Origin of the sequence: Luteibacter sp. (assembly GCF_036499525.1) — a bacterium.
In the GTDB taxonomy this organism is placed as follows: domain Bacteria; phylum Pseudomonadota; class Gammaproteobacteria; order Xanthomonadales; family Rhodanobacteraceae; genus Luteibacter.
Genome location: NZ_DASYDO010000022.1, coordinates 1 through 20,660, shown reverse-complemented (window position 1 = coordinate 20,660; position 20,660 = coordinate 1). Strand labels below are relative to the sequence as shown.

Below are 20,660 nucleotides of genomic sequence, written 5' to 3'. Positions count from 1 at the left end.
CCTTACAGGTAGTGCAACCAGCTGGTCACGCCCTGCTCGATCAACGCATAGGCCTGTTCGTACGCCGGCCGGCGCTGGCGGTACGGATCGGGGATATCGCGACTACCCAGCCATTTGTCGAGAAGAAAGACCTTGCCGCTGGCCTCCGGCGCCATGCGCCGGATCGCATCGACGTGGCTTCGTTCCATGACGAGGATGAGGTCGGACCGGCGCAACAGGTGTGCATCCAGTTGACGGGCGACGTGCCCTTCGCCATCCACGCCATGCTCGAGCAACAACGCCAGCGCTGTGGAATCCATGGAATGGCCCGTCATGGCGCTGAGACCGGCACTCGACACGGTGGCGCCATGGCCCGGGCCAAGGCGATCGCGAAGCAGGTACTCGGCGGTTGGACTTCGACAGATGTTGCCGACGCAGGCGATCAATATTCGTTGGAACATGGTGTGGCCATAATAGACGACAGACAGGAGAGCCGCACGTGACGCCATGGATCGCCATTACCGCCCTTGGCGACAGCGCGGTGCTGTTGCCGATGATCGCCTGGATCGCGATCTGCCTCATGCTGCCTCCGCCTCACCGGCGCGACGCGTGGCGCTGGGTGCTGGCCGCCGTCGTGTGCGGTGGGTGCGTGATGCTCTCCAAGCTGTTGTTCATGGCCTGGGGCATCCGGCCGCCGGGGCTCGACTACACGGGGTTCAGCGGACACACCGCCCTGGCGATCCTCGTCTGGCCGGCGGTGGCGGCCTTGCTCATGCGTAACCGTCCGGCGTACCAACGCTGGATGGCGGTCGCTTTCGGAGCGCTCATCGGCCTGGCCGTGGGCGTGTCCCGGCTGGCCCTGAGGTTCCACAGTCCGTCGGAGGTATGGCTGGGTGCCATCCTCGGCGCGGCGGTCGCCTTCTGGTTCCTGCGTGGTCTGTCGTCGACGCGGGCGACGCCCGGCGACCCCGCCGGTTGGCGGAAAGCGGTGCTGGGCTGCGGCACGCTGGCCATCCTGGTGCTCTGCTATGGACGGGTATTTCCGTCGCAACACCTCTTGCAGGATATGGCTGTGTGGCTGAGCGGCAGCCCGGATGTCTTTACGCGTCACGGAAGGCCGGGCTGACGCGCCTATACTGCCAACGCAGCGGAGCAGTGGAATGCCAAGCGTCCTTTCGGTCAACGTGGGCCTGCCACGCGACGTGGAATGGGAAGGCCGTGTCGTGCGTACCGGCATCTTCAAGGCGCCTGTCCCGGGCCGTGTCATGGCCCGCACGCTCAACATCGACGGCGACGGGCAGGCCGACAAGGCCGGCCACGGCGGCCCCAACCGTGCGGTGATGGTCTACCAGATCGAGTCCTACCGTTACTGGGAAACGTTCCTTGCGCGCCCGACGCTGGAATACGGCCAGTTCGGGGAGAACCTCACCATCGAAGGCCTCCCCGATAACGAGGTGCGCATAGGAGACCGCTACCAGATCGGCGGAGCGCTCTTCGAGGTTACGCAGCCACGCGTCACCTGCTACCGCGTGGGTATTCGCATGAAGCACCCGCAGATGGCGTCGCTGCTCGTGGCGCACCATCGACCTGGCTTTTACTTCAAGGTGATCGAAGAAGGAGAGATCGGTGCCGGCGATGCGATCGAAAGGGTTTCGCAGGGCCCGGAAGACCTCACGGTGGCCGATGTGGATGCCCTGCTCTACCTTCCCGGCCATTCGCGCGACACGCTGGAGCGCGCACTGCGCATACCGGCGCTCAGCCCCGGCTGGAAACAGTCGTTCGCACAGATGCTGGAAGACGAGGAGCGTCCCAAAGCCGCCGCGCGGGCGCTTCCGGCATGGACCGGTTACCGCAACCTGGTAGTGGAGAGCATTCGTAGCGAAAGCGACGTGGTACGCTCGTTCGTCTTCGTGAGCGCTGACGGATCGCCCCTGCCGCCGCCCCTGCCCGGGCAGTTCCTCGCCCTGCGCATCCGCCTCGAAGGCGGGCTTTCGCCGATCCTGCGCAGCTATTCCATCTCCGGCCATGTTCCGGAGCGCAGCTACCGCATCAGCGTCAAGCGCGCGGACGGCGAAGGCAGCCGCTTCCTGCACGACCACATCGCCGTGGGAGACCACGTGGAAGCCAGCGCGCCGCGAGGCGACTTCACGCTGGTAACGGACGGCTCACCGGTCGTCCTCGTCAGCGCGGGCATCGGCGTCACGCCACTCCTTTCCATGTTGCGCGCGCTGGCGACGGAACCTTCGCCGCGCGCGGTCTGGTGGATTCATTGCGCCCGCCGCGGCAGCGAGGATGTCTTCACGGCGGAGGCGCGCGACATACTCGCCGAGCTGCCCGGCTCGCGCGGCCTGGTGTTCTATAGCCGCCCCGTCGATACCGATAGGAAAGGTCGGGACTACGACGTGGCCGGACGCATCGACCGCGCGCAACTCGAGGGCCTGGGCCTGCCGGAGGACGCGCACTATTACCTCTGCGGCCCCCAGGCTTTCATGCGGCAGATGCTCGACGACCTCCAGACGCTCGGTGTGGCCGGCAACCGCGTCCACAGCGAAACCTTCGGCCCGGGAGCTTCCATCACGCCTGGCACCGTCGGCCCGGGAAGCCACATGCCTCATCCCCCGGCCACGGAAGGCTCCGGGCCGATAGTCACCTTCAATCGCAGCGGCCTGAGCGTGCATTGGGATGCCCGTTACGGATCCCTGCTGGAACTTGCCGAAGCATGCGACGTCGCGGTGCGCTGGTCCTGTCGTACGGGCGTGTGCCATACCTGTCAGTGCGGCCTCGTCGACGGCACGGTGGATTACGCACCCGACCCGCTCACGGCGCCACTGGACGGTGACGTGCTCATCTGTTGTTCGAAACCACGCGGGCCGGTGTCGCTCGACCTTTGACATTCACAGCGAGGTGGCGGGGCGACTTGCTGTCGGCAGGCGAGGTTGCTAGTTTCATCCGAGGTGAGACCGTCACCGTCGCCGGCGAGCCTCCATGGCCGAAGCAGCACATTATCGTTCCGCGCGGCTGGTCAGCGTGGTCGGTGGTGTACTGACGTTGATCCTCGGCATCGCGCTGGCGCTTGTGCTAAGGACCGACTACACACGCCGCATCCAGGCGGCGCGGGTACAAAACAAGGCCTTCGCCGATAGCGGTCAGCGCCTGCTGGGCGCTCAGTTGCGCAACCTGCAGCGGGCGATGGAAGGCGTTGCCGCCGACAGCAGCCAGCTGATGGCCACCGCACCGCTCCGTGCCCCCGCGCTCGTCACCGAAAACATGGCCGGCGTCGCGAGGAGGCGCCAGGGCGAAATCGCCGATCTCCTGCTCGTGGACGCGAGCGGCAAGGCCATCACCCAGGGCGAAGGCGATCCCGCCCTGCCGGTCTGGGTCCGGGATCATGCGTCCCAGGGCAAACTCCGCCTCGGTCCCCTGGAATCCAGGCAAGGTCATTGGCTCTTGCCGCTTGCCGTGCCTGCTGCCGACAACCGATGGGTGCTGGCCCGTCTGAAGCAGACCGAGTTACAGGACATCGTGGAGCACCTGCGCGCGGGCAACAAGGGCGTCGCGGCGATCACCGACCGCTACGGCAAGATCATCGCGCGCACGGGAAATTCGCCCGGCATCGTCGGTGACTCGGTCGACAGCCTATTCCAGCCGTTCGATCCCGAAAGCGACCGCCGCGTGAGCCGTATCGATGGCGTCGATCGCATGGTGGCCGCGAGCGGACCGGACGAGTACAGCCTGTGGGTAGGCGTCGGCGTGGCCACGCCCAGCGTATTGGGCGCATGGTACCGCTTCGCCTTCTTCAGCATCTTCCTGTATCTCGTGTACTGCTTCGGTTTCGTCTATCTGTACCGCCGACTGCGAGCGGGAGAACGAAAACAGACCCTCGACATCATCGAGCGAATGCATATCCAGGCGAAGCTCGCCGAGGCCGAGCAACGTTTCCGCCTGGCCTTCGACAGGAATCCCCTGCCTTACTGGATCTTCGACACCACGACGCTCGCCTTTCTCGAGGTCAACGAGGCAGCCATCCGCAACTATGGCTACTCGCGCGAGGAATTCCTTGCCATGCGGATCACCGACATCCGTTCGACCCAGGATGCGGAGACCGTAAGGCGCCTCGTGAAAGCACCTTCGCCGCCGGAGGACATCGACCCCAACAAGGTATGGGTTCACCGGCGGAAGGACGGCACGACCCTCGATGTTCACATCCATGTGGCGACCCTCGATTTCGCCGGGCACCGGGGAAGGCTCGTGCTCGCCGAGGACATCACCGAGCGCCTGCGATCCGAACGCGCCCTCACCTACCGCGCCACCCACGATATCGTTACCGGTCTTCCCAACACCGAGTCCCTGGTCGAATACCTCGACCATGGGCTGGGCGACGATGCGTGGTACGAACTCATCTACATCCACCTCCGGGGCATGGACCGGGTGAGCGACACCTTCGGCCTGGAAGTGGGTCGCAACGTCCTGCGCCAGGTGGCAGCGCGGTTCGCGGCCATCGGCGGTTCCCACGGCATGGTCGCCCATCGGCCGGGGGAACGCTTCATGGTGGCGATCAATAACCCGGCGCGCCGCGACGAGGTCGTGGGGAAGCTGCTGGACGCGGTAACCGAGCCTGTGGTCGTGAACGATACTTTCCACACATTGGACCCACAGCTCGGGTCGGCCTCGCATCCCGCCCACGGACGCCGGGCGGGACAGGTGATCGCCAGTGCGGCGCTGGCGGCGCATATGCGCGGCAACGACACCCATCCCATCCAGGTGTTCGAACCGACCATGGCCGAGCGCTCCGTCGAGCGCCTGACGATGGCCTCGCGGATGCGCCAGGCTATCGATTCGGGCGAACTGCTCATGCACTTCCAGCCGATCGTCGATGCCCCGACCGGTGCGGTGCGCAAGCTGGAAGCGCTGGTCCGCTGGCCCCAGCGTGACGGCACCTTCATTCCGCCAAACGTTTTCATCCCGCTATGCGAGGAAACCGGCCTGATCGTGCCCCTGGGGCGCTGGACACTGGATGCCGCGGCCCGGGCATGCCTCGCAGTGGCCGCCGCGGGACACGGAAACCTTCCGATCGCCATCAACATCTCCGCGGTGCAGTTCCAGCGCACTGACGTCGCAGCCCAGGTGCGGGCCACCACGGAGGCGCATCACCTGTCACCAGACGCACTGCAGGTCGAACTTACCGAAAGCAGCCTGATGGAACAGGAGCGTGCCGTGCCGGCGCTGCGAGTCCTCCGGTCCCAGGGCACACAGGTATCCCTGGACGACTTCGGCACCGGTTTCTCGAGCATGGCCTACCTCCGCGACCTGCCGATCGATTCGCTGAAGATCGACAGGTCCTTCATCGTTGACGTCGACACCGATGACCGGGCGGCATCGATCTGCCGCTCCATCATCGCGCTGGCGCATACGCTCGGCATGACGGTGGTTGCCGAAGGCGTGGAGCGCGAGTGCCAGTACGCGTGGTTGCGCGAGAACGGCTGCGACCAGATCCAGGGTTACTACGTCGTGGAGCCCATGCCGCTGGCTGGTTTGCTGGCCTATCTCGCTACCAGTCCGTCGCCACTATTGCGACAGGCACGCGCCCAGTCCTCCGAGGTCTAGGCTCTCCGCAACCCTGTTTCTCGCATCGCCCGGCTGCGTACAACGTTCGAATTCGAAAGGAACCCTGCATCCGGGAAAGACCGGCTGGCTCGGCGGGCCGACGATACCCCTCCACATCCGGCCGATGGGGCCAGGTCCCCTTTCCAGGACAGCACATGAAATCGCATCGGGACTGGCGCTGGTGCCTCGGCATCGTGCTGGCCGCGTTCGCGGCCGCCGCGCCGTATGCGGCTCCGGCGACGGAAGACCTGCGCGAGCCGAAGGAGTTCACCTATGGCGCCGATGGCGTCACCACGGTGACCCTCACGGCCGCGTTGTCGAAGGTCATGATCGGGAACACGCCTTACGAGTCGCTGGTGTTCAATGGCGATTACGACGCGCCCGTCATCCGCACCAAACCGGGCGGCACGATCCGGCTCACGCTCGACAACCAGATGGACGAGCTGACCAACCTCCATTTCCACGGCATGCAGGTCTCCCCACTGGACGAGGGCGACAGCATCTTCCGCCTGACCGATCCGCATACGAAAGGCCAGTACGTACTACGCCTGCCGCCGGAACATTCGCCCGGCCCATACTGGTACCACAGCCATTTCAACAAGGGTGCCGAGCGCCAGGTGTCCGGAGGCATTTCCGGCCCCATCCTCGTGGACGGCATCAAGGACCAGTTCCCCGAGCTGCGCGACGTGCGCGAGCGCATGCTCGTGCTGCGCAATTTCCAGAAGACATTCACCGGACGCCTCGCCAGCGAGATCGTCACCGGCTCGCCTTCCATCCGCACCATCAATGGGCAGTACCAGCCCGACATCCACCTTCGTCCCGGCGAAACGCAGCTGTGGCACCTGTTCAACGTGGATGCCAACCAGTATTTCCGCATCCGCATGGGCGGCCTGCGCGTGCAAATCATTTCGCAGGACGCCGACACCGTGGTGAAGGAAGTCTTCGCCGACGAACTGCTGCTCGGTCCGTCCGCCCGGGTGAGCATCCTCGTCACGGGGCCGGCCCCCGGACGCTACGCGCTGACCTTGGGTAGGGCCAACACCGGTCCGGCCGGCGACAGCTATGCCCGCGCCCTGCTCGGCACCCTGGTATCCGAAGGCGAAACGATGCCCACGGTGAAGATCACGAGCGCCTATCCCCAGGCGCGCAACCTTACCCGCGAGCCCATTGCCGCGCGCCGCCGCTTCGTTTTCCAGGATTCCGAGGACAACCCCAACGCGTTTTTCATCAATGGTCGCCGCTTCGATCCGGAACGCGTGGACACCACGGTGAAGCTCGGCGACATCGAGGAGTGGACGCTCTTCAATCCCAGCCAGGAACTCCACCAGTTCCACATCCACCAGCTCGATTTCCAGGTGACGAAGCTCAACGGCAAGCCGGTGGATTTCATCGGCTATCGCGACAACGTGTTCATTCCGGCGCTGGGATCGATCACCCTGCGCATTCCGTTCATCGATCCCGTGATCCTCGGCAAGTTCGTCTATCACTGCCACATCATGGAACACGAAGACGGCGGCATGATGCAGGTGATCCAGGTGGTGCGTCCGGCCGATTACGACCAGGCCGTGAAGCTGGAACCGCTGGGCGGCATCTATGGCGACAACCAGACCTGCGCCTACCTGCGCAATACGGGCCGAACTGCCATCGATGCCACGGCACCCGCACCGGCGCGGCCGCTGGGTGGCTCGCCGTGAAACGGCTCCACGCCATCCTCTTTGCTTCCTGCACGCTCGGCCTGGCCGGAACGGCGGGCGCCGATACCGGACGTTACCCGGGTTTCGGCATCGAATACGGCACTGCCATCCAGTACGACTTCAACGGGCTCAACGTGCCCGGGCAGCCGCACACGGTCACGACCAACGGCTATTTCGACATAACGAACGTCCTGCATTTCCGCTTCAATCCGGACGACGAGATCTTCCTTGGCACCGAGATCAGCCCCGTGACCGACGCCCGCCCCGGTCGACGCCGCTGGCTCGGCGGCACCGGGCTCAACGTCACCGATCTCAACTGGTACCACCAGGGGGAACTGGACACCTGGCGCCTCGGAAAGATCGCCCTGCCGTTCGGCCGGGCGCAAAGCGCCGCCCCCGGTTTGTATACCTCCGACTTCGTGTCGCCCTATGCGTTGAGCGGCCTCGTCGGCGCCACTTACCAGAGGCACTTCTATACCGACGCCATGGGCACCTTCGCGCCCAGCGTCGCCGTGTACGCGGCGGATACCTCGGTGCTGAGCCGCGCCTTCTTCCGGCCGTCCACGCAGGCCCACCGTTCCGACGGCGGCGCCACCAATACCGGCAAGCCGAACAACGTCACCGCGGTGCTGGACTGGCGCGCTCCCGCCGCGCTGCCGTATCTCGAGGTGCAGCTCGGCTACATGGCTAACCACAAGGGCGAGACCAATGACTCGTTCCCGGCGGCTTCCAACGAGCAGGCGTGGGTAACGTCGGTGCGCTACCTGATTCCATTCGAGCCAACCTCCCTGCTCTCGCCCACGCTATCGGGCCGTTTCGTCGACCTCGTGCCCTTCATCGAGTACGCGCGGGTGAACAACGAGAACGGTGTGCCGGGGTACGACACCAAATATCTGACGACCTCGCTCACCGTGGATACGGGCCGGTTCGCCTGGGGTCTCACGCACACGAATCGGCACATTTCCCCGGCGGGCTCGCCAGGCAGCAACGAATACCTCACCGAGGCAAGCGTGGTCTACCACCTGACCGGTCTGATCGACGTAGGCCTGTCTGGCGGTCGCTCGCGGCAAGCGGGTGACGACTCGAACCTGTTCGGTCTCCAACTCGTGCTCAACGGAGCCTTCTGATGGCGCGCTGGCTCGTCTACCTCGGTCTGCTCACCGCCACGCCTCTGGGTGCCCATGCCATCCCGGCATCCGTCGGAGGCCCATTCCATCTGGTCGACCAGGACGGCCACGCCGTCACCGACCGTACGTACCGGGGCAGGCCCTTGCTGATGTACTTCGGCTACACGTCCTGCCCGGACGTCTGCCCCGTGGACCTGGCCAGGATCGCTTCCATCGCGAAGACAGTTCGCGAACAGACCGGCATCGACGTGACACCGGTGTTCGTCACCGTGGACCCGGCGCGCGACACGCCGGAACGCATGAAGGCCTATGTGCGCGCCTTCAGTCCAAACGCCATCGGTCTCACGGGTTCCTCCGCTCAGATCAAGGCGGTGACCGATGCCTACCATGTTTACTTCCGCAAGGTACCGATGGACGGCGGCTACTTCGTGGACCATTCCACCGTGCTTTACCTCATCGGTCCGGACGGCGCCTTCCTCGGCCATTACGGCAGGAAGGCTCCCGAACAAGACGTTGCCACCCGCGTGGCGCAAACGCTCCAGGCCCATCGCTAGCGCCATTCCACGGCCGGCGGTCGCCGGTCCCCTCGCTCAGACGTCAAAGGAGATATCCATGCGCACCTCGCACCGTTACCTGTTCATCGCCATCGCCGTTGCCGGCACCGCGTTCTTTTCGCAGATCGTCGCCGCCGGCGGCGACAAGAAGTTCCCGTCGTTCGATTCGATTTCCGGCGGGGACAAGATGCTTGCACGCGACGAGGTCACGCCTGCGCTCGAGAAGAAGTATCCGGCGCTGACCGACCTGAAAGCACACTGGGATGACGCCGACATGGACCACGACGGCAAGATCAACAAGAAAGAGTACGAAGACTTCATGACCCAACCGAAGGACTGACGGCGATCGTGGGCGGCCGCGCCGGCACGACATGGCCGGCGTGACGGCCCGAGCCTATGCATAATCGGCAGCACGGCTCGTAACTACTTGCGGGAAGCCGCACGACATGTCTAGGATCGGGGCGTTCGCCGAGGGGATCCGATCCGTGACGCCTCCCGTCATCCACCGTGAATCGGCCTGGCGCGTGCCGGTAGTGGCGAACGACTGCATGGACCGGGTCGTCGCGTCGCGATGGACGTCGCCTCCGGTGGAAGCGCTGCGTGCCGTCACGCCCGCGAACGCCTACGTCCTGGCCATTTATCTCCGTGCAACCCGATGCATTCTCCGCATCGACGGCCTGGTCGTACATTCGGGACGGCTGCCCACCTGTTGCATTCTTGTAACATCGCCCTTGCAGGAAGTCTCGGCCGAGTTCTTCGAACCGGCCGATGTGCTTCATCTCTCCATACTCGACGACTTCTTCTTCGAACACTGCAGCGCCGAAGCGCGTGGTGACGCCCCCGTCGCCGGCATGTACCGGGATGAAGCCATAGAAATGATGGCGCGCGCGATCATTGCCACGCATGCGGCAGGGTGCATGGCCAAATGCACGGAGACGCTGGGCAAGCCGATCCTCGCGCGCCTGCTCCATCTGCACGCTTCGCCAAACCGCATGCAAACGTTCGCCAGGAAGGTCACCATCCAGGGCTGGCGGCTGCAACGCGCCACGACTTACGTCGACGCCAACCTCGGCAGACCCATCACACTGGCTGACATCGCCAGCGCCGCAGGCCTGTCGCCCATGCACTTCGCGGCGCAGTTTCGTGCGGCGACCGGGCACAAGCCTCACGAGTACCTGCAGCTGTGCCGCGTCGAACGCGCCAAGCAACTGCTCGACGACAAGAACCGTTCGCTCATCGACATCGCCCTGGACGTGGGCTTCCGCACGCAGGCGCACTTCACCACGGTATTCAAGCGCTTCGCGGGGCACACGCCACATTCATGGCGTGTGCGACTACCCGATTAGCGAAGAAAGGGGTCTCTCAGGCTTTCGACGAGCCCATGGTGACGGAATCCAGATGTTCCACGCGCACGATGTCACCCAGCCAGACAAGAGTGTTCCAGCCGGGTTTGTCTGGATCTTCCAGCTTCACCACCCCATTCATGCCCTCGTCGTCAGCGGCATTCTTGAACACCTGGATGGTCGGGGTGACCATGACGATCCCTTCGACAGGAGCGCCTTCCGCCATGTGCACGCGAACACGTGCGTTGATCGCTAGTTCCTCCACCCAGCGTTCGAGGCGCGCAACCTCGGCGGGATTCGTGTAGACCGTACTGGCGATGCGTCCCATCTTGTCTCCCGGAATGATCCTGGCCCAGCCGCCCGGGCATCCGCCCGCCGCGGCGATTCGTCCGCGCGTCAGGCAGCCGACTTCTCGGCGGCGCGCTGGTTGCCCGCCTGCTCCGCAAGCATCGTCAGCTTCTCGTCGGTGGCCTTCTCTTCCTTCAGCGTGGCCTGCAGAAGCGGTATGGCGTCCGAGTAACCGAGTTGCTTGGCGATGGCCGAAAGCGTGCCATAGGAAGCGATCTCATAATGCTCCACTTTCTGCGCGCCGCGAAGCCCCGATGCTAGGTACCGCTTCGTCATGCGATCAGCTTGATCGTGTGAATGCCACGACCACACTTCGCGCGGTTCAGGCCTCGATGCCCCCGGGCGAAAGGACATTGACGCGGACCACCGGTTGCCTGCACGCTCGCGTCCACATGCTCCCCGCGATTCGATCGAGGACGAAACGATGACCAGTGACCTGCGCAACCCCCTGAAGCGAGCGCGCAACATCGGCTCCGCGAAGTCCGGTGCCGGCGCCTGGATGGCGATGCAGTTCACCTCGCTCGTCCTGGTCGGCCTGTCCATCTGGTTCGTGATCCTGGTGCTGACACTGATGCACTCGGACTACGCGACCGTGCGGCACGCCATCGCCCATCCGGTCAATGCCACCCTGATGGCGACGTTCGTGGTCCTGGTCTGCTGGCATACCGAACTGGGGCTGCGAAACGTCTACGAGGACTACATCCACACGCGCTGGCTGGCGTTCTGGAGCGCGATCCTCACCCGGCTCGCGCTCCTCCTCATGGCGGTGCTTTCACTGCTGTCGATCGTCCGGGTCGCTATCGGACCATACGCCGGGCCCTGACGGGCCCCTGGTATCCGGAGCGCTTCAGCAGCCACGCCGCCACCAGCGTGGCGCCGACCAGCACGACCGCGGACTTCGCGCGCGGCGACCGCCTCGCATCGGAGAACGCACTCTCCACCACGTCCACGCGATCGGCAAACAGCAGCATCAGCCAGTGGCGCAGGTCGTTCTCGCTGTGGCGGAACGCGCGCCGCCGGATCCAGCCGCTGATGCCGCGCGGCGGCATGCTCGTACCGAACACGGGCGGACGCTTGAAGTGCTCGGTGGACTGCAGGATTTCCACGTCCGACTGCTGCGGCACCGGCTGGTCCCAATGCACGCCTTGGAGGCGGGGCAGCCGGCGTTCCATCGGTACGGCGGGACGATTGGCGCGGTCGAGGTCGGCCCTCCCGAATGTGCTCGATAAGCCGCGGAAGGTGACGCTTCTGTCAGCTGCGGCAGGTGCTCGAGCACCCACTCGGCCATGGCTTCTTCCTGCGGAAGGATCTGCTCGCAAACGCGCTGGGTTTCCACGTCGCCCACCGTCTGCGCGGCCGCGATCAGCGCGGTATACATGGCGATCTCGAGGTTCTCGAACACTTAGCTCGCCATGGCGCCCTTGACGATCTCGTCGGAGTTCGCCATGCCACCGGCCGCCTGTCCGAAGGCAGCGGCCTTGCCCATGATGTCCTTCATCACGGAGGGCTTTCCGCCCAGGCGCTCGTGATGGCGCGATGACACCCTCACTTCACGATTCAGCAGCGTAAATTCGCCATCACTAACGGTGCCCTCCTTCTTTACGTCGCTTTGGAAAAGATTGGCCTTCCCGCCAGCAAAGCCAGGAGCGAAGCCAGCATGTTCAACCACAACAAACGACTTCAGTACACCGTCCGCGTCAGCGAATCCAATCCCGGACTGGCGAACCTGATGCTGGAGCAGTTCGGTGGCCCGCAGGGCGAGCTCGCCGCCGCCATGCGTTACTTCACCCAGGCCCTGGCCGAGGAGGATCCGGGCCGGAAGGACATGCTCCTGGACATCGCCACCGAGGAACTCAGCCACCTCGAGGTCATCGGCTCGATCATCGCCATGTTGAACCGCGGCGCCAAGGGCCTCCTTGCCGAGACGGTCGACCAGCAGGCGGAGATGTACCGTGCACTGCAGGGCGCAGGTAACGACAGCCACGTGACGCAGATTCTCTACGGCGGCGGTCCGGCCCTGGTGAACTCCGCGGGCCAGCTATGGAACGCGGGGTACATCGACACTATCGGCGAACCCACCGCCGACCTCCGGTCGAACATCGCCGCCGAAGCGCGCGCGAAGATCGTCTACGAGCGGCTCATCAACGTGACCGAAGACTCGGGTGTGCGCGATGCCCTCACCTTCCTCATGACGCGCGAGGTGGCACACCAGAAGTCGTTCGAGAAAGCACTGTACTCCATGGACAAGAGCTTCCCGCCGGGCAAGCTTCCGGGCGATCCGCGCTTCACCGACGTCTACGTCAACGCATCGCGCGGCGAAGGCGACACCACCGGTCCGTGGTGCGAAGGCAAGGGCTTCAGCAAGGTCATCACGCCGACCGAAGACGCGCTTCCGGTCGATGGCGGCGACGGTCACTGTGAAGTGGGCCTGTCCGCGGAAGAGCAGACCGCGATCGATGCCCTCATCCTCAGGGGCAAGTCCGATCCGACCCGCGATCCGGTGACCGGTGCCGACCTGGGCATGTTGCAGCAGGACGCCACCAAGTAACGGTCGCATGGAGGAAGGCGGATTCGCGGCACGACAGGTTTGTCTCCGTCTTCACCCTTCCCGAGGGTGTGGAACCCGCTCCTACCGCCCGATCCGGAAACCGATCCGCAGGTCCGGACGAGCCACCTGGACTTCCCAGTGGTCGGTATCGGCACCTCGGCCGGGGCTTGGCGGCGCTCGGCCGTTTCTTCGAGGGACTGCCCGAGACGCCGGGCATGGCCTTCGTCGAGGAACGCGCTCTCGCCGTCGTGCTCACCGGCACCGGAGCCGATGGCTCAGTGGGCATCGCGCGCTGATGCGCGAGGCGGCAAGAATTGCCCTGCCGGACACCGTGGACGGGCCAGACGAGGCGCCGGCTGCAGGTCAATGGCCGACATCGATGAAGATGCCGTCAGCTATGCCCGCCAGGGAACCTATCCCGCCGCCGTTGCCGCGGACATTTCGCCGGGCCGCCTCACGCGGTTCCTCACCCGCAACGACAACGTCTACCAGGTGCCCAAGCCGCTCCGGGAGAAGGTCAACGACGATCTGCAGAACCTCGTCGCGTCCACCGACATCGCCACGGTCGCCGTCGCGCCGCGGAACAAGCGGCCCGCAGCGGCGACGAGCGCATGCGGCTGGTTGCCGACAGCGCCACCGACTACGCATTCATCACCACCGATCCAGAGGGCTGCATCACGTCCTGGAGCAAGGGTGCCGAACGCATCTTCGGCTACTCCGCCAGCGAGGCGATCGGTCGTGACGGCGACATCATCTTCACCCCCGAGGATCGCGCGCGCTCGGCGTTCCGCCTGGAGATGGACCAGGCGCGGACGGAGGGCCGCGCCAACGACGATCGTTGGCACCTGCATGCCGACGGGAAGCAGATCTTCTGCAGCGGCATCGCCACGCCGCGGACGAACTCGGCGGCGAGGACATCCCCGCGGAGACAACCCGTTCCGGCGTGCAAGGGCTCAAGGGCCGCAGGATCGTGCTCGCGGATGACTCGGAGGAACTCCTGGGGCCGTTCACCGAACTGCTGACGATGGAAGGAGCGCAGGTAGCGGCCGTGCGATCGGGCCAGGAGGCGCTCGAACTGCTTCTGACCGGCCAGCACGACACCCTGCTCTCGGACATCGGCATGCCCGGCATGGACGGCCTTACGCTGATCGAACACGTCCGCGCGTCCGATAAGGCCAGTGGTGTCATGGCCATCGCACTGACCGGCTTCGGCCGGTTGCAGGACGAGCGCAGGGCGTTGCAAGCCGGGTTCGACGCCTATCTGAGTAAACCGGTGTCGATGAACGCGCTGCTCGGCGAACTGGCGCGGGTCATGCGCCGGAAAAAAACACGGGGAATGAAAGAACGGTCGGCACCCGCCTCCTAGGACTCCGTGATTACCGGGTCGCTGGACAGCGGCAAGGTCACCACCACCATGATGCCGCGCGCCGGTTCGGGGTCCATTCTCCCGCCATGGCGTGCGGCGATCTCCGCGGCCACGCGCAGGTGCAGCGTGCGTGGCGAATCGAACGACGTATCGCCCGATGCGGCGTCCACCACGTCCTCCGCGGTCAACGACAACCGGCACGCGCCGTCAACTTCCGTGCCCTCCAGCATCGCTTCGCCGGCACCGCTCGCGCCCGCCAGCATGGCAAGGCGACGCATCAGGGCCGCCAGCGCGGGGCCTGACACCTTCACTCGCGGCGACATCCCCTGATAACCGATATACGTCCCTCCCTCACCGAGTTCAGCCAACGCCACGGAGAGGCATGCCCGGGGATCCGATTCACCAGGGCCGTCCTCGGCCATGTCGGCCATGGCGGAAAATACCGCCCGGAAACGCTGGCCGAAGGTTTCGAAGTCGCGCAGCAGCATGCCCACGGCATCGCGTGCCTCTGCCGGCTTGTGCTTCCCCAGGTAATGGTCGATCAGCTCGGCGTTTAGCAGCAGGGCGCCCAGCGGCGTGCTGAGCGCATGAGCCGCTTCCCGCCGGAAGCCGGCTTCGCCGAGGACGCTTTTCACGGGACGACTCCCTTGGAACGACATTCACACCATAGGCCACGCCATGTGAAGAGACGATCCGGAACTGACCTTGGCGCACGCTTGGCCAACATGTACTTATCGGAAGGCCGGGCACTCGTCGCGGCTGTTGTCCGCGATACCGGCAATGACCCAGCGACCATCCATGCGCACCAGGTGCACGAGGTCGGTGCCGCAGTGCTTCACCTCGCCGTCGATCAGGAACTCGTACGGCGTCCAGACCATGGCGAGGTCGCCGTCGATACGCACCAGCGGATCGTGGATGCGCTCCAGGATCTTGTTCCTGGCCGGCTTGATATGGTCGATGAATTCACCGAGGGTCATCCTCACCACCCTGCCCTTGCGCAGCAGGGCCACGCTGCCTTCGGGCTGTACCGTGGCGCGCATCGCGTCCTGGTCGTACTTCGCCATGCCATCGAACATCGCCTGCACCGGTGCGAGCACGGCGGCTTCTTCCTTGGTGGCGGCGAACCCAGGCGCGGCCATGAGGCTGGCAAGGGCGGCCGTGGCCACGGTGGCGAAAAGTCGAGCGTTCATGCGGTCTCCCCAGGCGCGTGATGACATCCGGCCATCCTAACGGGGCGGCAGCTGGCGGCACCATGGGACTTTAGGCATGCCCGGGGCCATGTGAGAGGAATCGACAAGCCCACTTTCCTGTTGCGTGCTATACGAAAGGATTACCTGACCTACTGCCGGAGCTCCACATGGCCACGACCAAGCTTGACGCCGACTTCCTTGCCCACCAGAAGCAGCGTCTCCTGGATCTCCGTCGCCAGCTGATCGATGTAGGCGATGCCGCGGGGGCCGACGAGCAATTGCTGCAATCGTCCGCCGGCGGCGAGCCACAGGACGCGAGTGACGACGGCGACCGCTTCGCCCAGCAGGCCAACGACGAGGCCGTGCTGAGCCATAGCAAAGCGCGCCTTACTGCCATCGATCGCGCGCTGGAGAAAATCGAGGAGCGCACGTACGGCATCAGCGACGGCAACGGCGACGTGATTCCTCGCGAACGGCTCGAAGCCGTGCCGGAGAGCTGTTACACCGTCGAGGAAGCCGTCGACCAGGAGCACCTCGCGCGCCGGCGCTGAGTCTCCAAACGGAGGCACGCGTGTCCTATCCGGCCACCCGGTGAGCCCTGACAATGACACGGGCTCGGTATCCGTTTCGAAACCCAACATGACGAAGGACGATCCGATGCCATTCATCGCCACCAAAGACGGTACCCAGATCTTCTACAAGGATTGGGGCAAGGGCCAGCCGCTGGTCTTCCATCACGGATGGCCGCTGAGCTCGGACGACTGGGATGCGCAGATGATGTTCTTCCTCGCGCAGGGTTTCCGCGTTATCGCACACGATCGCCGCGGTCATGGCCGTTCGACCCAGACCGACACCGGCAACGACATGGACACCTATGCCGCCGACGTCGCCGCGATGGTCGAGCACCTCGACCTGAAGAACGCCATCCACATCGGCCATTCCACCGGTGGTGGCGAAGTAGCCCGCTACGTGGCGAAGCACGGCAAGAGCCGCGTGGCGAAAGCCGTGCTCGTCAGCGCGGTACCACCGGTCATGGTGAAAAGCGCAGCCAACCCGGGCGGCCTCGACATTTCGGTGTTCGACGGCTTCCGCAAGGATCTCGCGGCGAACCGTGCGCAGTTCTATCGCGAAGTGCCCATACCGTTCTACGGTTACAACCGCCCCGGCAATGCCGCGAACGAAGGCACCGTGGGCAACTGGTGGCGCCAGGGCATGATTGGCGGCATCAAGGCGCAGTACGACTGCATCAAGGCTTTCTCGGAAACCGACTTCACCGAAGACCTGAAGCAGATCGACGTGCCCACGCTGGTGATGCACGGCGACGACGACCAGATCGTTCCCTTCGCCGATGCCGCGCCGCTGTCGGTGAAACTGCTTAAGCAGGGCGAGCTCAAGGTCTACAAAGGCTACCCGCACGGCATGCTCACGACGCATGCGGACGAACTCAACAAGGATCTCCTGGCCTTCATCAAGGCCTGATCCCCCAAGTGCGTGAAGACCCTGTGTAGGAGCGCGCCCTGCGCGCGACAGCTTTTCGCCAAGAGCACCAGGCCCTGCGGCTCTCGGCCCCAAAAGCTGTCGCGCGCAGGGCGCGCTCCTACGACATCAGACCCGCATTCTGTTGCGACGCAGGATGACAGTTATGTGGCGCTCCCTCATTCTCCGCCCGCAAGACGCTGAGGGGCGTCGCAAGAACTTGCGGGGATAAAACCGAATGATTCGTCGTCATCCGTCGGTGGGTTTGCGGCCACTTGCCGTTGCATGTGCCGTCGCGCTTTCTTTCGCATCCGGCGCTTCCGCGCAGGAACAACCACCGCAAGACCAGACGGGCACGCCGCCCGCGAAACCGGCGGACACCGCCACGAAGCCCGGGCGTACCGCGAATCCGGATGCCGCAAGCAACCTCGATGCCGTGATCGTCACCGGCATCCAGGGCAGTATCCAGAACGCGATCAAGGCAAAGCAGAACTCCGACAACATCATCGAGGCGATCTCCGCCGAAGACATCGGCAAACTGCCCGACAGCAGCATTGCCGAGAGCCTGGCGCGTCTCTCCGGCCTGGCCACGCAACGCGTGGACGGCCGGGCCAACCAGATTTCCATCCGCGGCCTGTCGCCCGACTTCGCAGGCACCACGTTGAACGGCCGCGAGCAGGCCACCATCGGCGAGAACCGCGGCGTCGACTTCGACCAGTATCCGTCCGAACTCATCAGCGGCGCGGCCGTGTACAAGACGCCAGACGCCAGCCTGATCGGCCAGGGCCTCTCCGGCACGGTGGACCTGCACACCATCCGGCCACTGGACCTGCCCAAGCGCGCCATCGCCGCCAATCTACGCGGGGAGACCAATTCGCACGGCAGTCTCAACCATGGCACGGGCGTGGGCGATACGGGGCATCGTGCCAGCTTCTCGTATATCGACCAGTTCCTCGACCATACGCTCGGCCTCGCCGTGGGTGTCGCGCAACTCGATTCGCCGGTGCAGGAGAAGCAGTACCAAGCCTGGTGGTGGAACATCAACAACGGGTCCGAAGGCGCCGATACGCATGGCGCGCCACATACCCCTGGCATGCCGGACAACGTGATTTCGCAGCAGGGCATGCAGCTGCGCGCCAAGTCCGAGAACCAGTTGCGCAACGGTCTCATGACCGTGCTGGAGTGGGCGCCCGACGACCATTACCACTCCACGCTGGACCTGTACTACTCCACGTTCGACCAGAAGACGTACCTCAATGGCGCCCAGTGGTCGAGCAGTTCTTACGACCCGGGAATAGCGTATTCGAACGTGGGCTACGTGCCGGCCCAGCCCTATCCGATCGTCACCACCGGACACATCGACGGATTGAAGTCGGTCCTGCAAAACGACTACACGAAGGAAAAGGACCGCCTGTTCTCGGCGGGCTGGAACAACCAGTACGACTTCGGTAATGGGTGGGTGATTACGGGGGACGCGTCGTATTCCAGTGCGAAGAAGCGGCTTCACGACGCCTATCTGTTCACCGGCCTTCCCGGCCAGGCCACGTCGTCCACCGACTTCGCCACGCCGGAGCACGAGGGCTTTCCCGATTTCCGTCCGGGCGTGAATTTCGCCGACCCGTCTGTGATCTTCTTCACCGATCCGAACCCCTACGGTTACGACGGCCGAGAGGAGTTCGACAAGCAGAAGGACACCATCAAGGCGTTCCGCTTCGAGGTGAGCCATCCAGTTGGCTGGATCTTCTCTGACGCGACGCTCGGCGTGAATTACTCGGATCGCCGCAAGACCAAACAGGCCGATGTGTACTTCGCCTGGCTCAACGGGAACGGCTCAACCAAAGAAACCTATGATCCCGGCTTCGCCGCGCCGATCGATCCGTCTTACCAGAGAGGCACTACGGATCTCAGCTACGGCGGCATTCCCGGCATCATCAATTACGACGTGCTCGGCGCGCTGGCCGGGCAGTTCTACCTCACCCAACGTAATGGACAAGGGGACTGGAGCCGCAACTACACGGTCAGGGAAAAGGTTCCCGTCGCGTACCTGAAGTTCAACATCGACACGACGCTGGGCGATGTGCCGCTGCGGGGCAACGTGGGCGTGCAGGCGGTACGCACCGACCAGTCGTCCGAGGCATTGCAGACCAATGGCGATGCCTTGGTCGGGCGGATTTCCGACGGCACCAGGTACACCAAGGTCCTGCCCAGCCTGAACCTTGTCGCCGAAATCGCCGACAAGCAATACCTGCGCTTCGGCCTGGCCAAGTCGATGGCCCGTGGGCGCATCGACGACGAGAAGGTCGCCACGTCAGCCAGTGTTGCACGGGTGACGGAAGGCCCCGCGTCCGGACAGGTGCTCTGGTCGGGCAGTGGCGGCAATCCCCAGCTCAAGCCGTATATCGCCGTTGGCGCGGACCTGTCGTGGGAGAAGTATTTCGGCACGGCAAGCTATGTGGCGGCAGCGGTGTTCAACAAGAACCTGCTGAACTACATCTACAACCAGACCACGCTCGACTACGACTTCTCGAACTACACAAACGACAACCCGACGCTCGTTCCCGACAGCGAGCGCGGACAGTTCGCCCGTCCGGAAAACGGCACGGGCGGCAAGATGCAGGGCGTGGAGCTTTCCGGCGCGCTGGAACTGGGCCTGCTCACGAAAGCCCTCGACGGCTTCGGCATGCAGGCCAACTTTTCGCTCACCAACAGCACGCTGCCGGTAAGCGCCGTATCCAGCATTCCCGGCAGCCCGTCCACCCTGCCCGGCCTGTCGCGCAAGGTCGCAAACCTTGCGCTGTACTACGAAAAATACGGCTGGTCGGTGCGCATCGCCGAACGCTATCGTTCGTCGTTCACCGGCGAGGCCGTGGCCTTGTTCGACCAGCTCGGTTACACGCAGGTGCTCGCCGACAAGCAGACCGACTTCCAGTTGGGCTATGCCTTCGATCACGGCAGATGGAACGGTCTGTCGATCCTGCTCCAGGTAAACAACCTGACCAACTCGCCCATGAAGTCACAACAGATCGCCAACCTGCAGAACGGCGTCAAGGCGGCGCGCCCGCTGGAATACGACACGTTCGGTCGAACGATGATGTTCGGGCTCAATTACAAACTATGACGCGAGAAAAAAAGGTTCTTCACGGAAGTCCGGGGACGCTGCATGGATACATCGGTTCATTCGCCCGGCGACTGCATGTTTCCAGCGGCTCGGACGGTGAGGCGCAGAGCCTTCGGTGCCCACCCTCGCTGCTCAGACAGGTCCTCCGCGTTCGATAGGGAGGGCCGCTTGTGCGGCCCGTGTGCTCATATGGCCTCCGGCCGCTCTCTTGTGCGGAACTCGCCTCGAGGGTGGGCACCGAAGACTCTCCCCATTCCTGAGGGCGGAGTGTCCGGAGAGCCGCCACGGCCGACGACGGCAGCCGCTGCTCGCG

The 20,660-nt window shown here is 64.6% G+C and carries 21 protein-coding genes and 2 pseudogenes; 16 read left to right on the top strand and 7 right to left on the bottom strand.

Annotated features, from left to right (window positions below):
- Positions 1-2 precede the first annotated feature (2 nt).
- Complete coding sequence (locus VGM71_RS04450; RefSeq protein WP_331542612.1) at positions 3-440, bottom strand: low molecular weight protein-tyrosine-phosphatase; 438 nt, start codon at positions 438-440, stop codon at positions 3-5.
- Between the two features lie 38 nt (positions 441-478).
- Here VGM71_RS04450 and VGM71_RS04445 point away from each other — a divergent pair, with 38 nt between their 5' ends.
- The 8 genes from VGM71_RS04445 (at position 479) to VGM71_RS04410 (ending at position 10,304) form a co-directional block, all read left to right on the top strand.
- Positions 479-1,105, top strand: coding sequence for a phosphatase PAP2 family protein (locus VGM71_RS04445; protein ID WP_331542611.1), 627 nt, complete (start codon positions 479-481; stop codon positions 1,103-1,105).
- A 34-nt stretch (positions 1,106-1,139) separates the two neighbouring features.
- Positions 1,140-2,870, top strand: coding sequence for an MOSC and FAD-binding oxidoreductase domain-containing protein (locus VGM71_RS04440; RefSeq protein ID WP_331542610.1), 1,731 nt, complete (start codon positions 1,140-1,142; stop codon positions 2,868-2,870).
- A gap of 94 nt (positions 2,871-2,964) precedes the next feature.
- Positions 2,965-5,583: a bifunctional diguanylate cyclase/phosphodiesterase gene (locus VGM71_RS04435; protein ID WP_331542609.1), complete on the top strand. Its 2,619-nt coding sequence runs from the start codon at positions 2,965-2,967 to the stop codon at positions 5,581-5,583.
- Positions 5,584-5,738: 155 nt separating this feature from the next.
- Positions 5,739-7,277, top strand: a complete 1,539-nt coding sequence (locus VGM71_RS04430) for a multicopper oxidase family protein (RefSeq protein WP_331542608.1) — start codon at positions 5,739-5,741, stop codon at positions 7,275-7,277.
- Positions 7,274-8,404, top strand: a complete 1,131-nt coding sequence (locus tag VGM71_RS04425; protein WP_331542607.1) for a hypothetical protein — start codon at positions 7,274-7,276, stop codon at positions 8,402-8,404. Before VGM71_RS04430 ends, VGM71_RS04425 begins: the two co-directional genes overlap by 4 nt.
- Positions 8,404-8,958, top strand: coding sequence for an SCO family protein (locus VGM71_RS04420; protein ID WP_331542606.1), 555 nt, complete (start codon positions 8,404-8,406; stop codon positions 8,956-8,958). Before VGM71_RS04425 ends, VGM71_RS04420 begins: the two co-directional genes overlap by 1 nt.
- A gap of 58 nt (positions 8,959-9,016) precedes the next feature.
- Positions 9,017-9,298: an EF-hand domain-containing protein gene (locus VGM71_RS04415; protein ID WP_331542605.1), complete on the top strand. Its 282-nt coding sequence runs from the start codon at positions 9,017-9,019 to the stop codon at positions 9,296-9,298.
- A gap of 145 nt (positions 9,299-9,443) precedes the next feature.
- On the top strand, positions 9,444-10,304 hold the full coding sequence (locus tag VGM71_RS04410; protein WP_331542604.1) for an AraC family transcriptional regulator: 861 nt from the start codon (positions 9,444-9,446) through the stop codon (positions 10,302-10,304).
- 16 nt (positions 10,305-10,320) lie between these two features.
- Here VGM71_RS04410 and VGM71_RS04405 read toward each other — a convergent pair whose 3' ends face one another.
- Positions 10,321-10,629 (bottom strand): DUF3247 family protein, encoded by a 309-nt coding sequence (locus VGM71_RS04405; protein WP_331542603.1) that lies wholly within the window; start codon positions 10,627-10,629, stop codon positions 10,321-10,323.
- Positions 10,630-10,697: 68 nt separating this feature from the next.
- Positions 10,698-10,907, bottom strand: a pseudogene (locus VGM71_RS04400) (ferritin-like domain-containing protein); the annotation flags it as partial.
- A gap of 166 nt (positions 10,908-11,073) precedes the next feature.
- On the opposite strand from VGM71_RS04400, the gene sdhD reads away from it, so the two are divergent.
- Complete coding sequence (sdhD, locus tag VGM71_RS04395) at positions 11,074-11,472, top strand: succinate dehydrogenase, hydrophobic membrane anchor protein (protein WP_331542602.1); 399 nt, start codon at positions 11,074-11,076, stop codon at positions 11,470-11,472.
- Here sdhD and VGM71_RS04390 read toward each other — a convergent pair.
- Together VGM71_RS04390 and VGM71_RS04385 are read right to left on the bottom strand one after the other, a co-directional pair.
- Positions 11,447-11,821: a hypothetical protein gene (locus VGM71_RS04390; RefSeq protein WP_331542601.1), complete on the bottom strand. Its 375-nt coding sequence runs from the start codon at positions 11,819-11,821 to the stop codon at positions 11,447-11,449. The genes sdhD and VGM71_RS04390 overlap by 26 nt on opposite strands.
- A gap of 74 nt (positions 11,822-11,895) precedes the next feature.
- A pseudogene (locus VGM71_RS04385) lies at positions 11,896-12,174 on the bottom strand (DUF892 family protein); the annotation flags it as partial.
- Positions 12,175-12,306: 132 nt separating this feature from the next.
- Between VGM71_RS04385 and VGM71_RS04380 the strand changes: the two are divergent.
- The 4 genes from VGM71_RS04380 (at position 12,307) to VGM71_RS04365 (ending at position 14,563) form a co-directional block, all read left to right on the top strand.
- Complete coding sequence (locus VGM71_RS04380; RefSeq protein WP_331542600.1) at positions 12,307-13,197, top strand: manganese catalase family protein; 891 nt, start codon at positions 12,307-12,309, stop codon at positions 13,195-13,197.
- A 68-nt stretch (positions 13,198-13,265) separates the two neighbouring features.
- Positions 13,266-13,493: a hypothetical protein gene (locus VGM71_RS04375; RefSeq protein WP_331542599.1), complete on the top strand. Its 228-nt coding sequence runs from the start codon at positions 13,266-13,268 to the stop codon at positions 13,491-13,493.
- Between the two features lie 315 nt (positions 13,494-13,808).
- Positions 13,809-14,219: a PAS domain S-box protein gene (locus tag VGM71_RS04370; protein ID WP_331542598.1), complete on the top strand. Its 411-nt coding sequence runs from the start codon at positions 13,809-13,811 to the stop codon at positions 14,217-14,219.
- Between the two features lie 2 nt (positions 14,220-14,221).
- A complete protein-coding gene (locus VGM71_RS04365; protein WP_331542650.1) occupies positions 14,222-14,563 on the top strand; it encodes a response regulator in 342 nt (113 codons plus the stop codon).
- On the opposite strand, the gene VGM71_RS04360 is transcribed toward VGM71_RS04365, so the two are convergent.
- Both VGM71_RS04360 and VGM71_RS04355 read right to left on the bottom strand, forming a co-directional pair.
- A complete protein-coding gene (locus tag VGM71_RS04360; RefSeq protein ID WP_331542597.1) occupies positions 14,560-15,198 on the bottom strand; it encodes a hypothetical protein in 639 nt (212 codons plus the stop codon). The two genes, VGM71_RS04365 and VGM71_RS04360, sit on opposite strands and share 4 nt — an antisense overlap.
- 96 nt (positions 15,199-15,294) lie before the next feature.
- Positions 15,295-15,753: a nuclear transport factor 2 family protein gene (locus VGM71_RS04355; RefSeq protein ID WP_331542596.1), complete on the bottom strand. Its 459-nt coding sequence runs from the start codon at positions 15,751-15,753 to the stop codon at positions 15,295-15,297.
- Positions 15,754-15,920: 167 nt separating this feature from the next.
- Between VGM71_RS04355 and VGM71_RS04350 the strand changes: the two genes are divergently transcribed.
- From VGM71_RS04350 to VGM71_RS04340, 3 genes are all read left to right on the top strand, one after another.
- A complete protein-coding gene (locus tag VGM71_RS04350) occupies positions 15,921-16,304 on the top strand; it encodes a hypothetical protein (protein WP_331542595.1) in 384 nt (127 codons plus the stop codon).
- Between the two features lie 106 nt (positions 16,305-16,410).
- A complete protein-coding gene (locus tag VGM71_RS04345; RefSeq protein ID WP_331542594.1) occupies positions 16,411-17,232 on the top strand; it encodes an alpha/beta hydrolase in 822 nt (273 codons plus the stop codon).
- 235 nt (positions 17,233-17,467) lie between these two features.
- The gene (locus VGM71_RS04340; protein WP_331542593.1) at positions 17,468-20,347 is read left to right on the top strand and encodes a TonB-dependent receptor; all 2,880 of its coding nucleotides are present in this window, start codon (positions 17,468-17,470) and stop codon (positions 20,345-20,347) included.
- Positions 20,348-20,660: the final 313 nt, after the last annotated feature.

What these genes read in the sequence shown, in the direction of transcription:
- VGM71_RS04340 (WP_331542593.1), top strand. Translation starts at nt 17,468, where the DNA reads ATGATTCGTCGTCATCCGTCGGTGGGTTTGCGGCCACTTGCCGTTGCA.
- sdhD (WP_331542602.1), top strand. Translation starts at nt 11,074, where the DNA reads ATGACCAGTGACCTGCGCAACCCCCTGAAGCGAGCGCGCAACATCGGC.
- VGM71_RS04355 (WP_331542596.1), bottom strand. Translation starts at nt 15,753, where the DNA reads ATGAACGCTCGACTTTTCGCCACCGTGGCCACGGCCGCCCTTGCCAGC.
- VGM71_RS04415 (WP_331542605.1), top strand. Translation starts at nt 9,017, where the DNA reads ATGCGCACCTCGCACCGTTACCTGTTCATCGCCATCGCCGTTGCCGGC.
- VGM71_RS04390 (WP_331542601.1), bottom strand. Translation starts at nt 11,821, where the DNA reads ATGGAACGCCGGCTGCCCCGCCTCCAAGGCGTGCATTGGGACCAGCCG.
- VGM71_RS04435 (WP_331542609.1), top strand. Translation starts at nt 2,965, where the DNA reads ATGGCCGAAGCAGCACATTATCGTTCCGCGCGGCTGGTCAGCGTGGTC.
- VGM71_RS04430 (WP_331542608.1), top strand. Translation starts at nt 5,739, where the DNA reads ATGAAATCGCATCGGGACTGGCGCTGGTGCCTCGGCATCGTGCTGGCC.
- VGM71_RS04380 (WP_331542600.1), top strand. Translation starts at nt 12,307, where the DNA reads ATGTTCAACCACAACAAACGACTTCAGTACACCGTCCGCGTCAGCGAA.
- VGM71_RS04450 (WP_331542612.1), bottom strand. Translation starts at nt 440, where the DNA reads ATGTTCCAACGAATATTGATCGCCTGCGTCGGCAACATCTGTCGAAGT.
- VGM71_RS04420 (WP_331542606.1), top strand. Translation starts at nt 8,404, where the DNA reads ATGGCGCGCTGGCTCGTCTACCTCGGTCTGCTCACCGCCACGCCTCTG.
- VGM71_RS04345 (WP_331542594.1), top strand. Translation starts at nt 16,411, where the DNA reads ATGCCATTCATCGCCACCAAAGACGGTACCCAGATCTTCTACAAGGAT.
- VGM71_RS04370 (WP_331542598.1), top strand. Translation starts at nt 13,809, where the DNA reads ATGCGGCTGGTTGCCGACAGCGCCACCGACTACGCATTCATCACCACC.
- VGM71_RS04365 (WP_331542650.1), top strand. Translation starts at nt 14,222, where the DNA reads ATGGAAGGAGCGCAGGTAGCGGCCGTGCGATCGGGCCAGGAGGCGCTC.
- VGM71_RS04440 (WP_331542610.1), top strand. Translation starts at nt 1,140, where the DNA reads ATGCCAAGCGTCCTTTCGGTCAACGTGGGCCTGCCACGCGACGTGGAA.
- VGM71_RS04405 (WP_331542603.1), bottom strand. Translation starts at nt 10,629, where the DNA reads ATGGGACGCATCGCCAGTACGGTCTACACGAATCCCGCCGAGGTTGCG.
- VGM71_RS04350 (WP_331542595.1), top strand. Translation starts at nt 15,921, where the DNA reads ATGGCCACGACCAAGCTTGACGCCGACTTCCTTGCCCACCAGAAGCAG.